Source organism: Ruegeria sp. ABF4_144 (genome assembly GCF_056160045.1).
On sequence record NZ_JBSWWK010000001.1, the window covers coordinates 1,487,238 to 1,502,772 of the forward strand.

Sequence of the window (15,535 nt, forward strand, 5' to 3'; positions counted from 1 at the left end):
CAAAATGCTTTGTCTGCGCACGAAACGTTCCGCCAAACAAAAAAAGCAGCATAAAGAAACGTCGGACATCAAAAACTTTTTTATAAGTAAGGATGCCCAAAAATTTTTCACACTTTTTCTCTTAGAGTCGACTCTACGAACCCGCTGAATAGCTTTCAGTCGTTGCTCAGGCGCAAGCCGGGAGGCACGCAAGTACGAAACTGGTGCATAGTGCACTTGCAAGAAGCCCACCTTTAGTTCTTTGACGATCTCCTCATCACTCTAAGAAAAAAGAGTGTTCTTCCTACGCGCACTCTGGTGTTTTCTTTTCGCCCAAATAGATGGCAGGGATTTGATAAAACATTGAAATACTGACAATAATTAAAATGATTAGGCAAATCCTAATGTTTAGTGAGGAAGTCAGTTCTTAGGACGGTAACGCAGCCCGTATATACCCGAATGGAAGTTCGCGGTGCTCAGGAGGCGCAATTGTCTAACGAAGAAAATATCGCGATCGACGTGCGGGATGCGGTGAAACGCTACGGCGATTTTACTGCGCTCAAGAAGATCTCGCTGTCGATCATGGACAATGAATTCTTTACTCTTCTGGGTCCGTCTGGCTGCGGTAAGACCACTTTGCTCAGGATGATTGCCGGGTTTGAGGCCGTCACCGAAGGGGCGATCTACCTCTATGGTGATGAGATCGAAAACCTGCCGCCCAACAAGCGTCCTGTGAACACGGTCTTCCAGAACTATGCCTTGTTTCCGCACATGACCATCCTGGACAATGTGGCTTTCGGGCTGGAAATGCGCGGGGCCTCTAAATCAGATGCGCGCGAAAAGGCGGGCGAGATGCTGGAACTGGTGCAGCTCTCTCAGTTCTCTGCGCGCAAGCCCAGTCAGTTGTCAGGAGGTCAGCAACAACGTGTCGCGCTTGCGCGTGCGCTGGCACCGCAGCCAAAGGTTCTGCTGCTGGACGAACCCTTGTCTGCGCTTGACTTGAAGCTCCGCAAAGCCATGCAGCTTGAGTTGAAGCACCTGCAGCGCGAAACGGGGATTACCTTTATCTTCGTCACTCACGATCAAGAAGAAGCCCTCACCATGTCTGATCGAATTGCCGTTATGTCGGCTGGCGAGATGCAGCAACTGGGGTCTCCGACGGACATCTACGAGCGTCCGCACAACATGTTCGTGGCTGACTTTATTGGCGAGACCAACCTGTTGGAGGTTTCCGTTGACGGTATCGCAAATGGCCGCGCCACCTGCCATTTGGGCGGGGGGCATGAGTTGACCTGCAACTCGGTCGACGGGATTGGCGTTGGCTCAAAGGTTCATATGTCGATCCGGCCAGAGCGGCTTTATATGTCGGACACTCCTGCAGAAACCGAAAGCCTGAAAGGGCGGATCAAAGAGAACATCTTTGTCGGCACAGATATAACAACAATCGTGGATTTGCAGGACGGCCCGGACTTTGTCGTACGCACCTCAAATTCAGACCGTGGCAATAAACGGATTTTTGAGCCAGGCACCGAGATGTACGTCAACATGGAGTTGGGGGCCGGTCGCCTCCTGGTCGACTGATGGCGGCGGGTGCAGCAAGCGGCGGCAGCGCAACGACCGATACGTACAAAGAGGCGCGTACCTGGCTCCTTCTGCCCGCATGGGTGACGCTGGCCATTCTGGTTCTGGCGCCGGTGATTATGATGCTTGTCTACTCTTTCCTGACAAAAGAGTTTCGGGGCGGCGTGATCTGGGAGTTCTCGCTGGCGGCTTACGATCAGTTCTTCTTTGACCGAGGGCTTTTCGGCGACGATCCCCCCAAGATCGAATGGACCTATATCACGATTTTCTGGCGCTCAATCTGGCAGGCAGGTGCTGCTACGTTGCTCAGCCTCGTGATCGGCTTTCCAACGGCCTATTTCATCGCCACCCGGTCCGAGAATATGCGGCCGGTTTGGGTGTTCCTGATCACCATCCCCTATTGGGTGAACTTGCTGATCCGTACCGTGTCGATGAAATTCCTTCTGCGCGATCAAGGGCCGTTGAATGATTTCCTGATGAATATCGGCCTGATCGACAGTCCCTTGCATATCGTCAACACCAACTTTGCGGTTCAGTTGGGCCTGTTCTATTCCTATCTGCCCTTTATGGTGCTGCCGATCTATGCGGCGGTTGAGCGGTACAACTTCGCGCTGTCCGAAGCTGCTGCCGACCTCTACGCGTCAAAGTGGACCACCTTGCGCCGCGTGCTGCTTCCTGCCGTCAAACCTGGCGTCATTGCGGGCTGTATTCTGGTCTTTGTTCCGTCGATGGGGTCGTTCCTTGCGCCCGATCTTTTGGGGGGGGCCAAGAACTTCATGATCGGCTCGCTGATTGAAGAACAGTTCAAAGGCAATGCAGGCAACTGGCCGTTTGGCGCAGCCGCTTCGATGATCTTGCTGACAATGGTTTTGATCATCCTGATGTTCTCGGCCCGTCAGCAGGCCAAGGCTGACAAGGCGGGGGGCTGACCGATGGCAAGCAAGCAATTCGACATCAAGTCGTACACTGGCTTCAAGGGGATCACTCTGCTCTGTCTGGTTATCCTTTATGCGCCACTGGTCGTGGTCACGATCTACAGCTTCAACGCATCGCAGTCACTGACCAACTGGGAAGGTGTCTCGCTACGCTGGTATGCGGATGTTTTTACTGGCCCAGAAAGCGGTAAGTTCAAAACTGCGGCCAAGAACAGTTTTATCATCGCGATCATCGCGGCAACCACGGCGACCGCAATCGCCACTTTGGCCGCGACGGGCATGGTACGAGGCGGCAGGTTTCGCTTTCGCACGCTGTCTTTTGGTCTGATCAGCTTGCCGCTGATGGTGCCCGAGATTGTTTTGGCAGTCGCGACTCTGATCTTCTTCAACTCGATCGGGTTCGAACGAGGGCTTCTGACCATCCTGCTGGCCCATATCGCTTTCTGCATTCCTTTTGCCTACCTGCCAATCTCGGCCCGGATGCAAGGGATCGAAGATAGCTATGAGCAAGCCGCACTGGACCTGTACGCCACAAAACGGCAGGCCTTTACCAAGATCCTGCTGCCACTGATGATGCCGGGTATCATCTCAGGGTTCCTGCTGGCCTTCATCGTAAGCCTGGATGACTTCATCATCACCAATTTCGTGAAGGGTGCCGGGGTCGAAACCTTGCCCACGGCAATCTTTGGCTCGGTTAAGCAAGGGATCAAACCGAATATCATGGCGATTTCGACCATGTTGCTGAGTGTGTCCATCGTCATGGTCACGATCAGCTATTTCGTCAGCAAATCTGACAACACAAAATAACCAACAGATGGAGAGACACATGAAACATTTGATGAAAAACGGGGTCGCTGCCCTTGCTTTGGCTATCGGTGCAAACGCCGCCGCTGCCGAAGGTGAGCTGGTTGTCTACCACTGGTTTGAGTACATACCGCAAGAGTTGCTGGATAAATTCACCGAAGAAACTGGCATTACGGTCACGATGGATACATACGACTCGAACGAGGCAATGCTGGCTTCGCTCAAGGCTGGCGGTATCGGCACCTATGATGTGTCAGTGCCTGGCGACTACATGGTTTCGATCATGGCCGGAGAAGGCATGCTGGACACCATTGGCGACGGTGAGTTGAAGAACAAAGGCAACATCGCGCCCGAATGGGCCGATCCCGGTTTTGATCCCGGTCGCCAATCCTCGATCCCCTATCAGTGGGGCTCAACCAGCTTTGCGGTCAGCCGCGATGCTTATGAAGGTGACATTCAAACCACAGATATCCTGTTCAACCCACCAGCCGAGCTGCAGGGGCGTATCAACATGCTGGACAGCCAGGGCGAAGTCATGGCCATGGCGGCGTTGCACATGGGTATCCCTCAGTGTTCCACAGACCGCGAGCAACTGAAAGCTCTGAACGCCATGTTGCAAGAAGCGAAGCAGCACTGGGCATCGTTCAACTCAGATACCGCGAAAGAGGTTCTGGTATCCGGTGACGCAGCTGTAGGCCAGATCTATGACGGGTTCTCGGCCAAGGCGCGTGATGAAGGGGCTAACGTAGAATACGCCTTCCCAACACAAGGTTACATCGCGTGGATGGACAATGTCGTTCTGCTGAAAGACGCTCCTAACCGCGAGAACGCGCTGATCTTCATGGATTTCCTGTTGGAACCAGAAAACATCGCAGCCGTGTCCAACTTTGCGCAGTACAACGCCGGTGTGAATGGTGTGGGTGAGTTCCTCGACCCGGCACTGGCCGAACAGCCCGAAAAGAACCCCCATGACAATGCGGGCCCAGGCGTGTTCATCGAAGTCTGTGATCAGGAAACCCAGGCGGTCTATGACCAGATTTGGACCAACCTAAAGAAATAACTAAGGCCGTATCACTAACGCGAAAGCCCTCGGTTCATCCGGGGGCTTTTGAATTTAGTAAGTGGTTGTTGTTTAGCGACTGATGTCTTCGAGAATGCGATCCATCATCGCGTCGCACGCGTTTAACTGATCAATTTCAAGATACTCATCCGGCTTGTGGCCCTGGCGCTCCATAGAACCAGGTCCGCAGACAACGGTTGGAATCCCCAGCTCACTGAAAAACCCGGCCTCGGTGCCAAACGCGACCTTGGTGGTGATATTGCTTTGGGCAAGTTTCTGGGCGTAAGCGATAACGCCCTCTGTCTCGACAACATCCAGTCCAGGGTATGCGTTGTACTGTTCGACCTCAATGCGTGCTTCTTGGCAAAGTGCCTGATAGCGGGCCCCTACCCTGACCGCGGCGTCTTGGATTTGTGAAAGGATATCCTTGCCATGATCCGAGGCAAGATGACGGTATTCAAAAGTCAACTCTGCGCGGTCCGGCACAATGTTCAGCGCTTTGCCGCCCGAAAGCAAACCCACATGGAAGGTCGTATATGGCACCGAATAAGCCGGATCGCTGTTTCCACTCTTGGCATAAATGTCCTGTAGCGCCCGCAACTCGACCACAAAATCGGTTGCAAGGTGCAATGCATTCACGAATTTCGGGGCCAGAGCTGAATGCCCGCTTTGACCGTGGCAGACTGCGCGCAGCGCAGCTTTGCCCTTGTGCCCTATAGCGACCTGCATTTCAGTCGGTTCACCAACGAAACACGCGCGGGGTTGGCCTAGCATCGGGGCGAGCCGATCCAGCATATGTTGAATGCCGACGCACCCTACCTCTTCGTCATAAGACAGCGCGATCTTGAGAGGTTCTCGCAGGTCAGCCCCGGCCGTCCGGTCTGCCAAAGCCATGAGCGATGCCACATAACCCTTCATATCTGTGGTGCCGCGGCCGTAAACACGGTTTCCTTCTCGGGTCAGGTGAAACGGGTCCTTGGTCCAGCTTTGGCCTTCGACTGGGACGACATCCGTATGTGCCGACAGCAGAACACCGTCTCCATCAGGGCCTTTTTCCGCATAAAGCCCCGTTTTGTCACCACCGGGATCAGTGATGCGATGAACTGCAAACCCGCGTGCCTCCAGAAATTCTTCGACATAAGCGGCAAGTTCAAGGTTCGAGTTCTTGCTGACAGTATCAAAGCCAACTAGTTTTGCGAGAATATCCAGTGTAGACGTCATGCGAATTGAACCTGCTTTTTCCGATTGCCGACCGGTTAGTTCCCTGTTGTGTTCTGGGATTAAGCAAAGCCTATACAACAGACAGAATACTTAAATCTGGGAATGACGAAGCAGAGCTTAGGAGATTTCTAAGGCCCTGCGGTCATTCACCTCCTGAGGTATATAAACCCGGAAGCGCTCTGGATTTTACCGTGCGGGAGCAGTGCTCCACAAAGGCTTTCAGAGTATTTGTTTCGTTTTCAGCCCGAGCACGCAATAGGCCAAGGCGCAATGGGCGCAAACCTCCGGCCAAAGAGACGTAAACCAGTTTTTTCCCATCTGGTGACAAGGTATTTGATGGGCGAATATTCGCTATGGAGAACCCAAACCCGTTTGCAACCAACGAACGCATCACCGACATGTCCGCAGTGCGTTCCGCGATGTTGGGCTTGATGTTTGCTTCACGGAAGAACGACAGGAAATATTCACCGCTGAATGGCAGGTCCAGCAGAACCATGGGGCTGTCCTGCAGGTCTGAAATTGTCAATTCGGCACGACCTGCCAATGCGTGATCTTCCCCAAGAACCACGTACGGTGGCAGTTCATGCAAGGGCTGGAATTCAAGATCGGCCGGAATATCCAGATCATAGGTCAGTGCAATGTCCAGTTCGGCTCGACGCAGTTGACTGAAGATATCAGCCTGATTCAACTCACGTTGTTCAATCCTTACATCAGGGTAATTTTGTTCAAAATCACGTCGTATCCCCGGCAGAATGAATTGAGCGAATGTAGCAAGACACCCAACTGACAGGATGCCCTGAATCTTGCCGGTGATTTCTCCGGCAAGCGTTGCAAGAAGTTCGGCTTCACGGAGAACAAACTCGGTTCGTTCCATGATCCTGTGTCCCGCCTTCGTGAGCGACAGTCCCCGCGCATGTTCGCGTACAAACAAGGTGACGCCGAATTCGACCTCAAGCTGGGTTATCGCCGCCGAGATCGACGGCGACGACACGTTCAGCTTGTCGCTTGCCGCAGCGATGCTGCCCGCCTTCCCGACCGCAACAAAATACTCAAGCTGTCGCAGCGTGTATCTGAATGGCAATAGCACATCTCCGCTTGGCCGTGTATCAAGCCTTGTACTTGATCCACGTTGTCTTCAAAGCAGTATACTTTTCAAGCGAGTGCAATGACAAATCACGTCCGAAACCGGACTGTTTCATGCCTCCGAAAGGTGTCATTGCGGACAGTGCGTCCACCGTGTTGACTGACACGGTTCCTGCCATCAGCTTGTCTGAAACTCGGCAAGCGCGGGACAGGTTATCGGTCCAAACCGATGCGGCCAACCCATAGACCGAGTCGTTTGCCATCGCCACGGCTTGCTCTTCGGTGTCAAAGGGGATCACCGACAAGACAGGGCCGAAAATCTCATCCCGTGCCAATGGGTTCTCGTGGGCCACGTCATCAAAGATTGTTGGCTGAACAAAGCAACCCTTGCCCTCGATGGTGACACGTTCACCGCCAGTTACCAGATTGGCCGTTTTCTTGCCCTCGTCCACAAAACGCATGATGCCTTGCGTTTGCTTTTCATCGACGATCGCTCCCATCTTTGATTTGGGGTCTAATGGGTCACCCGGTTGCATCGCCTCCGCGCGGGCAATCAGCTTTTCGACAAATGCATCCTTGATCGAGCGTTCCACATAAAGCCGGGAGTTCGCCGAGCACACTTCGCCCTGATTGAAAAAGATGCCAAAGGCCGCCATGTCGGCAGCGGCATCCAAATCCTCGCAATCGGCGAAGACAAGATTGGGGCTTTTGCCCCCGGTTTCCGGCCAGACCTGTTTCAGGTTTGACTGGCCAGAATACTGCATGAACATCTTGCCGATTGCTGTCGACCCGGTGAAGGCCAGGCAGTCGACATCCATGTGCAGGCCAAGCGCCTTGCCTGCAGTCAAACCAAAACCTGGAACAACGTTGAATACGCCATCTGGAACACCTGCTTCAGCCGCGAGTTCTGCCAGTCGCAGTGCAGACAAAGGTGATTGTTCAGCCGGTTTGAGGACCACCGAGTTTCCTGCGGCCAGCGCGGCGGCGGCTTTCCATGTCGCCATATCAAGCGGGAAGTTCCAGGGGGTTACTGCCCCAACCACACCCAGCGGAACACGACTGACCAACGCCAAATCGCCTGGGCCGGTTGGAGCTACCTCATCATAAACCTTATCAATCGCCTCGGCATACCACTGGAAGAAATGGGCTGAGCCCGGCGCGTCGATAGTCGCGGCATCCGTCACCAGCTTGCCCATATCAAGGCTGTCCAGCAGTGCCATCTCTTCCAAGTTTTCCCGGATCAAGCCGGCCAGCTTCAGCATCACCGTCTTGCGGTCACCCGGAGCCATTCGCGACCAGCTACCATCCTCAAAGGCAGCACGGCCTGCGGCAACGGCACGATTGACGTCTTCTTCGTCACACTCGGCGACCGGAGTCAGAACCGCGCCAGTGGCCGGATTAATACTGTCGAAGGTCTTACCTGATGCCGCATCGGTGAATTTACCGTCGATAAAGGCTTGTCCCCGAAACATCAGGCCGGCCGCACGGCTTTTCCAATCCTCATAGGTATTGTCCAACATTGTCTGTCTCCCTGATTATTCGTCGCCCGGTACGCCGTAAGATGGTGCCTCACGTGGGTCGAGGGCGCGTTGGGTGTAGGCGTCAAGTTGCGGTTTGTAGATTTCCCAGGCGGTTGCGATGGCCTCGATGGGACAATCTTCGGTCCAGTCACAGCGCAGATCGGCGACAGGCCAGCTGACCTTGTCGACGATTTTCATACCAGCCGAATGCACCGGGCCTGCCTCACCACCCGCGGTCAATCCGGCCCGCATTGCAGCTATCAATCGGTCTCCGATATGCCCGGAAGACGACAGGAACCCATCGACGATGGCTTGAGGGACGCCATCATTGTCTAGAAGGTTTCCACCCGAGGCGACATTCTCGGCCTGTGCCTGCATCCAGATACCAAGGCTGTTCGGGCCGGAATGGATCGCCGTTCGGCCATTAGCGTCGACAGCTAAAACCTGACGGTACTCGATGAACTTTGCCTGCTCTTTCATAGCGTCGATGGCTTGAGGCGCTGCCTTGCCTTGCTCCATCAGGTCCAATGTCAACGGACCGAGGCTTGGGTCGGTAACGTTCTGCGACGCAACCGCACCAACACCTGCCCGGGCAAAGGAACAGCGTGCGGCAACGGCGGGTGACGATGACGAAATCGCCAAACCAAACATGCCGGTATTAGCGCAGCGGGCGACCAATGAAAAAGTCATTCGGCTCTCCTGAAAAAAGAAAGTCCGGATCGTGCCTGTTTTGGGGGAGAACGAGTGGCGCGGTCCGGTCAATTTGATTGATCAAGTGGATCAATCGGGAATAACGGCAGTTCCGTCTATTTCAACCAACCATTCAGGACGCGCCAGTGCTTGAACGACCAGCCCCGTCGAAACAGGGTGAACACCTTTGATGTACTCTCCCATTGTTCGGTAAACAGCCTCACGGTGGCGCACATCGGTGATGTAGACGACCACCTTGACCAGATGCTCCAACGAGCCGCCGGACTCTTCGATCAGTTGTTTAATGTTCTGCATCACTTTGTGGGTCTGCTCGACCGGATCGTGGCTGTCGATATTGACCGCATCATCCAGATTTTGCGGACACTGGCCGCGCAGATAAACTGTCTTACCGCCCTGTGTCACAACGGCCTGACACAGATCGTTGTCCAGGTTTTGCTCGGGGTAGGTTTCTTTGGTGTTGAATTTGCGAATGCGTGTATGCGCCATTTCGAAGTCCTGACTACTTATTCTGCTGCGGCGGGAGAGATGATAGCCGCTTCGCCGTCATATTCGGCATAAGCGCGTTGAATTGCGATCTGATCAGCGATGTATTTCGCGTCGTGCCAAACACCCCAAATAAAGGTCGAGCCGCGCCGCGATTGCCACGGCAAGCCAAGAAAATAGATGTCAGGTTCAACCGAGACGCCACGTTGATGTATTGGCGCCCCCTTCGCGTCAAAGGCGTCTGCTTTGATCCAACTGAAATCCTGACGGAAGCCTGTCGCCCAAATGATTGTTGTGATGCCTTCCTTGGCAAAGTCGACTGATGTCAAGGGGTTGGTTAGGCTGTCAGGATCAGCAAACCGCTCTCGCGCCTCGGTCTCTTCGGGCAGATCAATGCCGGTGCGTTCGATATAGGCGTCTGCCAAATCCAGCATTTCAAGGTAGTTGGCATCACCTGCTGCGACATTGCTCTGGAGATCATCGGCAAAGCTTAGAACGCCGTTTTCGAAGCTCTTGGTCATCCCTGTAAGGGTCACACCTTCATTCCCCAAGCGGCGGAAATCCATCGTGTGTCCGCCGTGAGCACCGCTGACCGAGATCGTAACATGTTCAGTTCCCGGTTTTTGTGCAGCCATGTCCCAGAGACCCAGAACGCCCAACCACCAAACGTTGTCGCGGGTGCGATAACGACGCGGGGGCCGGTCATGAGGGCCAACAGACAGGAAAACCTTGCGACCGGCGCGGTTTAACTCATCCGCAATCTGTGCGCCGGACGAGCCAGCGCCCACAACCATGACTGCGCCTTCGGCCAGTTGCTCGGGGTTCTTGTAGTAAAACGAATGGAGTTGCTCGACGCCAGCCGTCTGCGGCACGATGGGCGGAATAACCGGATGCTGGAAAGCGCCTGTTGCAGCGACAATGCGCTTGGCATGGATTTCACCGGCGGTCGTCTCAACGCGGAACCCACCTTTGCCGGGCAAGCGCTCAGCTTTCAACGCCTCAACACCCTCGCGGATTGGTGCGTTCACCATTTCTGCATATTCGACGAGGTATTCGGCGACACGGTCCTTGGGCACAAACGCATCCGGATCGTCCCCTTTGAAATGGAGGCTGGGAAAACGATCGTGCCAGCACGGGCCGTTTGCGACCAAAGCATCCCAACGACCAGTGCGCCACGCTTCGGCCGTGCGGTTCTTTTCCAAAATGATGTGGGGCACTTCGTTGTTTCCAAGGTGCTCGCTTAACGCGATACCCGCCTGCCCTCCGCCAACAACCAGCGTATCCGTTTTCTCAATGGACATGTGTCGGTTCCCTATTACTGCGTCACGACTTGACCTGAACAGGTCGTTGTATTCGTGCGTTTTGCGCTGCGCGGAAGAACGACTGACCTCTGTGGGCCGACGGTCTTGCATTCTCAAAAAAAGGACATCAGAGCGGACCTTTGGCGTACCGCTTCCTATGCCTCTGCAGCACGTTTTGCACGTTTCCGGGTTAAGGTTTCACAAGTTGGGAAGTGGCGAAATTACTGTCTAGCTTACTCTTAATTAGGCTTTGACTAACCAGCCGGTTATTGCCCTATATTCCCAGCCGGTTGGCCGCTTTCCGAAAGATACGGTGCGATTAGATAGTAGAGTTCGCCCTGTGACGAGATATGGCATTTGCGGTAGAGTTGCTTGCGTAGAACCTTGACGGTCTGAGGGCTGATACCCAACGTCAGACCAATGGAAATCGACGAATGACCCTGCAGGATTAACAACGCCACTTGCGCCTGCCTTGGGCTTAAACCGATGGCTCGTTCATCAAACAAACGTTGGCGTAATATCTCGACGATATCTTCCGACTTTTTTTTATCCGAGGGCTTCAGGTCAGGCCAGTTCCTCCTGATCAGCGCAGTGACGATCGGCGCCACACTGTTGGCCGCGTTGAAGTCCTTGTTGCTGAAACGCGTTGCCGTGGTGGCGTCCCTGCCTAGACACACAGTGATCGAACTTTCGGGGCTGAGACCGGCGAAATAGGCCAGTTCATCCGTCAGCGTCGTATTTTTGTAGTAAGACTTGAAGTATTCGTTCCGTTGAAACTGATCTGGGGCAACATCGGTCAATCTGTAAAGACCGTCCTCCGCACGACTTTGATGCAGGCCATAGAAAGGATCCAATAGATAAGCGCCTTTGACATAGTGACTATCGATCCGCTCAAAAACGCGGCTGTCGCGTGCATGAGTCATTAGGACTTGCGGGCTATTGTGCTGAAAAAAGGCAATGATTGCGAAATTGTCAAAGGAGCAGGTTGCGTTCAGCCACGTGTAAAGCGCATCGCCGAACCCTTCTGTTCCCATCGCAAGTATCGCGGCTGACAGAGCCTGTGGTGCGGGAACCGACAACATCATTAATACCCCCATGGGGGTATATACCCCCCAATTTAGCCAAAGTAACATTCTGCAGCAAAATAGGTGGTATGCAATCGCCAATGCGATCGTGGTTTCTAACAAACCTCGCCGGATCAGCAAAATTGCATCGGGAAGACAAAGAGGTTGATCATGGCCAAAGATACACTCGACATTCTTGCACAGGACGAACATCTGATTCAGTCCTTCGCCGATCTGAACGCGCTCAAGCAGCAAGGTGCGCGTACAGTGATCTCACGCGCAAAGGGCGCATATGTTTACGACAGCGATGGCAATGAGCTGATCGACGGTATCGGCGGCTTATGGTGTGTCAACATCGGGCACGGCAATGATGAAATGGTCGAGGCGATCTCGGATCAGCTGAAAACGCTGGACTATTACTCGACCTTCTACAATTTCACCCATCCGGCAGCGGCAGCACTTGCCGAGAAGATCGCGCAACTTGCACCGGGTCATTTGAACGCCGTGTATTTTGGCAATTCCGGTTCGGTCGCCAATGACAGCGCCATTCGGATGCTGCACCACTACAATATCCGTAAAGGAAAGCCGCAAAAGAAACTGGTTCTGTCTCGGCACGGGGCCTATCACGGCTCGACCCATCTGGCGATGGCGATGACCACGCCCGGCTATTCCGAAGGCTGGCACGCAGCCAGTGAACTGGTGCATCATCTGCGCTCGCCCCATTACTGGCGCGAAGGCGGTGAAATGACCGAGGCTGAGTTTCTCGACGCCCTGATCGACGATCTTGAACTGAGCATTGAACGCATTGGTTCCGAGAACATCTGTGCCTTCATCGCCGAGCCGATCCAGGGCGCGGGCGGTGTTGTGACCGCGCCAACCGGCTATCACAAGCGCGCGTGGGAGGTCTGTAGGGCCAACGACATCAAGTACGTTGCAGATGAGGTCGTCACCGCGTTTGGGCGCCTTGGGCATTTCTTTGCGTCAGAAGACGTGTTTGGCATGGTGCCCGATATCATCACCACGGCCAAAGGTCTGACCTCAGGCTATCAGCCGCTGTCTGCCACGCTCGTTTCCGACGATATTCACGACGTCATCTCAGGCCCCGACGGAATGTTCCTGCACGGTATGACCTATTCCGGCCACCCAGCGGCTGCAGCGGCAGGCCTGACCAATATCGCAATCATGGAGCGGGAGGGCATTCCCGAGCGTGTGCAGACGACCGGGAAGCAGTTTGAAAACAACCTGCGTGGCCTGACCGATATCGAAATGGTGGGTGAAGTGCGCGGAAGCCACTTCATGATGGGGATCGAATTCGTAAAGGATCGCGCCACAAAGGAAAGCCATCCGGTAGAAGCGCAGGTGGGCCTGAAAGTCGCGCGCGCTTGTCAGAAGCGCGGCCTCATCGCTCGCCCCCTCGGTAGCGTTCTGATCCTGTCTCCGACACTGATCATGGACGAACCGATGATTGATCGTATCGAAGCCATCCTGCGCGATGCCATCACCGAAGTCGCCGTCGGTTTGTAAATCCGTATTCGGGGCGACACAGCCCCTTCAAACATATCAGCCAGCCACAAGGAGCCAGCTATGCGCGATCCACGCTACGACATTCTGTTCGAACCGATGAAGATCGGCCCCCTGACGGCAAAGAACCGGTTCTATCAGGTGCCCCACTGCAACGGCGGCGGTTATCGCGACCCGTCAGCGGCGGCCGCAATGCGAGGTATCAAGGCCGAAGGCGGCTGGGGCGTTATCTTCACCGAACAGTGCGAAATGCACCACACGTCTGAGATTACCCCTTTTATCGAACTGCGCCTATGGGAAGACAAAGACATCCCCCAATTGCGCAAGATGTCCGAGCGGATGAAAACCCATGGCGCGCTGGCCGGCATTCAGCTTGCCTATTCCGGTATCAACGGACCTAACCTTTACACAAAAGAGGTGCCACTGGCCCCTTCAGCCATGCCGATCCGTACCTTTACCAATGATCCGGTACAGGCGCGTGCCTTGGACAAGCGGGACATCAAGGACCTGCGCCGTTGGTTCGTGAACGCAGCCAAACGCTCGAAAGAAGCCGGTTTCGACCTGATCTGTCTGTATGGCGCGCATGGATTTGGCATATTCCAGCACTTTCTTAGCCGGGCAACCAACCAACGCAGCGACGAATATGGTGGGTCTCTGGAAAATCGTGCCCGATTTAGCCAAGAGGTGATCGCCGATATGCGCGATGCCGTGGGTGATACGATGGCGATCACGCTTCGGGTGTCGTTGGACGAAACCATTGGGGATCTGGGTTTCTCGAACGCCGAGGTGCGTGACTACATTGAGATGAACAAGGATCTGCCAGACCTCTGGGACCTGGCGCAGGGTACGTGGGAGGATTGTTCCGGCCCTTCTCGGTTCAAGGAAGAAGCTGCACAGGAACAATTGGTGCATGGCATTCATGACTTGACCGACAAGCCCATCGTTGGGGTTGGACGTTTCACGTCGCCCGACGTGATGGCCAAGATGATCAAGTCCGGCACGCTGGATTTCATCGGCTGCGCCCGTCCTTCGATCGCTGACCCATTTTTGCCGAAGAAGATCGAAGAAGGTCGGATTGAGGACATCCGCGAGTGTATCGGCTGCAACATCTGCATCACGGGCGATATGACCATGTCGATCAGCCGCTGCACCCAGAACCCAACATTCATGGAAGAATGGCGCAAAGGCTGGCATCCAGAAAAGATGAACGACAAGGGCGAAAGCTCAAACGTTCTGATCGTTGGTTCGGGCCCCGCAGGGCTTGAGGCTGCCTGGGCGCTTTGTCGTCGGGGATATGATGTCGCCGTCGCCGAGGCGCGCGATGTGATCGGTGGACGTGTGGCCCGCGAACGTTTGCTGCCGGGGCTGTCTGCTTGGGGTCGTGTCGTGGACTATCGCGACTTTCAACTGGCGCAACGTCCGAACGTGGAAATCTATCGCGAAAGCGAGTTGGATGCCGAAAGCATTCTGGAGTTCGGGTTCGAAAACGTCTGTATCGCCACCGGGTCTACGTGGCGCAACGACGGGATCTCGCGTCAGCATGTTGTACCAATGCCAATTGCCGAAGGCGCCAAGGTATATACACCGGATGATCTGATGGATGGCACTATCCCGTCAGGCCGCGTGGTGGTGTATGACGATGACCACTATTACATGGGCGGCGTTCTGGCAGAACTATTGGCCAAAAACGGTGCAATAGTGACTCTGGTCACGCCGTCGGCATATGTCAGTGATTGGACGAACAACACACTTGAACAAATCGCCATCCATCCGCGGCTTGTAGAAGCAGGTGTCGAGATCGTGCTCAACCAAGGTGTCACCGAAATTCACCCGGATCACGTGGTCTCGAACTGCGTCTACACCGACCGAACCTGGAAGATTGAGGCAGATGCCGTGGTGATGGTGGCGTCGCGCCTGGAAAACAACGCCGTATTCAATGACCTGAAATCTCGCGAGGCCGAATGGGCGGATGCAGGTATCAAGTCTGTCAAATTGATTGGCGATGCGAACGCTCCGGGACCGATCGCCTGGGCAACCTATGCCGGTCACCGTTATGCGCGTGAGCTTGATGGCAAAGACCTGGGTGACGCCCTGCCCTTCCGCCGTGAAATCACTGAGCTTGCCGTGGACTGAGGTCATTGGTGCGAAAGGGGCGGTGTACACCAAATGGGGTGAGTTTCTGCCGCTTTGAAATCTTCTGCTTCGCGCTGAGCCATCGCCTGGATCGGAGGAGTTTGGGCAGCACACCTCCGATTTTCATTTGCGCCATCTG

13 protein-coding genes are annotated in these 15,535 nt (G+C 54.7%); 6 read left to right on the forward strand and 7 right to left on the reverse strand.

All coding sequences use genetic code 11. From position 1 onward, the window contains the following. Positions 1-438: 438 nt before the first annotated feature. Genes ACXAGD_RS07640 through ACXAGD_RS07655 form a run of 4 tightly spaced genes read left to right on the forward strand, consistent with a single transcriptional unit; the run spans position 439 to position 4,359 of the window. Positions 439-1,560, forward strand: coding sequence for an ABC transporter ATP-binding protein (locus ACXAGD_RS07640; protein ID WP_475209384.1), 1,122 nt, complete (start codon positions 439-441; stop codon positions 1,558-1,560). Next, positions 1,560-2,489: an ABC transporter permease gene (locus tag ACXAGD_RS07645; RefSeq protein ID WP_475209385.1), complete on the forward strand. Its 930-nt coding sequence runs from the start codon at positions 1,560-1,562 to the stop codon at positions 2,487-2,489. The genes ACXAGD_RS07640 and ACXAGD_RS07645 overlap by 1 nt, the downstream gene beginning before the upstream one ends. A 3-nt stretch (positions 2,490-2,492) precedes the next feature. Next, positions 2,493-3,302, forward strand: a complete 810-nt coding sequence (locus ACXAGD_RS07650; protein ID WP_475209386.1) for an ABC transporter permease — start codon at positions 2,493-2,495, stop codon at positions 3,300-3,302. Positions 3,303-3,321: 19 nt separating this feature from the next. Further along, positions 3,322-4,359, forward strand: a complete 1,038-nt coding sequence (locus ACXAGD_RS07655; protein ID WP_475209387.1) for an extracellular solute-binding protein — start codon at positions 3,322-3,324, stop codon at positions 4,357-4,359. Between the two features lie 72 nt (positions 4,360-4,431). Here ACXAGD_RS07655 and argE read toward each other — a convergent pair whose 3' ends face one another. The 7 genes from argE to ACXAGD_RS07690 all read right to left on the reverse strand — a co-directional run bounded on the left by argE (position 4,432) and on the right by ACXAGD_RS07690 (position 11,955). Next, the gene (gene argE, locus ACXAGD_RS07660; protein WP_475209388.1) at positions 4,432-5,580 is read right to left on the reverse strand and encodes an acetylornithine deacetylase; all 1,149 of its coding nucleotides are present in this window, start codon (positions 5,578-5,580) and stop codon (positions 4,432-4,434) included. Between the two features lie 142 nt (positions 5,581-5,722). Continuing rightward, positions 5,723-6,661: a LysR substrate-binding domain-containing protein gene (locus tag ACXAGD_RS07665; RefSeq protein WP_475209389.1), complete on the reverse strand. Its 939-nt coding sequence runs from the start codon at positions 6,659-6,661 to the stop codon at positions 5,723-5,725. Between the two features lie 25 nt (positions 6,662-6,686). After that, entirely contained in the window at positions 6,687-8,183 is a 1,497-nt protein-coding gene (locus tag ACXAGD_RS07670) for an aldehyde dehydrogenase (RefSeq protein WP_475209390.1), read from the reverse strand. 15 nt (positions 8,184-8,198) lie between these two features. Further along, positions 8,199-8,873, reverse strand: a complete 675-nt coding sequence (locus tag ACXAGD_RS07675; protein ID WP_475209391.1) for a DUF1028 domain-containing protein — start codon at positions 8,871-8,873, stop codon at positions 8,199-8,201. Positions 8,874-8,963: 90 nt separating this feature from the next. Then, complete coding sequence (locus tag ACXAGD_RS07680) at positions 8,964-9,380, reverse strand: RidA family protein (protein WP_475209392.1); 417 nt, start codon at positions 9,378-9,380, stop codon at positions 8,964-8,966. 17 nt (positions 9,381-9,397) lie between these two features. Next, positions 9,398-10,678, reverse strand: a complete 1,281-nt coding sequence (locus ACXAGD_RS07685; RefSeq protein WP_475209393.1) for a flavin-containing monooxygenase — start codon at positions 10,676-10,678, stop codon at positions 9,398-9,400. Between the two features lie 266 nt (positions 10,679-10,944). Beyond that, complete coding sequence (locus ACXAGD_RS07690; RefSeq protein WP_475209394.1) at positions 10,945-11,955, reverse strand: helix-turn-helix transcriptional regulator; 1,011 nt, start codon at positions 11,953-11,955, stop codon at positions 10,945-10,947. Here ACXAGD_RS07690 and ACXAGD_RS07695 point away from each other — a divergent pair. Together ACXAGD_RS07695 and ACXAGD_RS07700 are read left to right on the forward strand one after the other, a co-directional pair. Then, on the forward strand, positions 11,914-13,266 hold the full coding sequence (locus tag ACXAGD_RS07695; RefSeq protein WP_475209395.1) for an aminotransferase class III-fold pyridoxal phosphate-dependent enzyme: 1,353 nt from the start codon (positions 11,914-11,916) through the stop codon (positions 13,264-13,266). The genes ACXAGD_RS07690 and ACXAGD_RS07695 overlap by 42 nt on opposite strands. Positions 13,267-13,326: 60 nt before the next feature. Next, entirely contained in the window at positions 13,327-15,396 is a 2,070-nt protein-coding gene (locus ACXAGD_RS07700; RefSeq protein WP_475209396.1) for an oxidoreductase, read from the forward strand. The last annotated feature ends 139 nt before the right edge of the window (positions 15,397-15,535 follow it).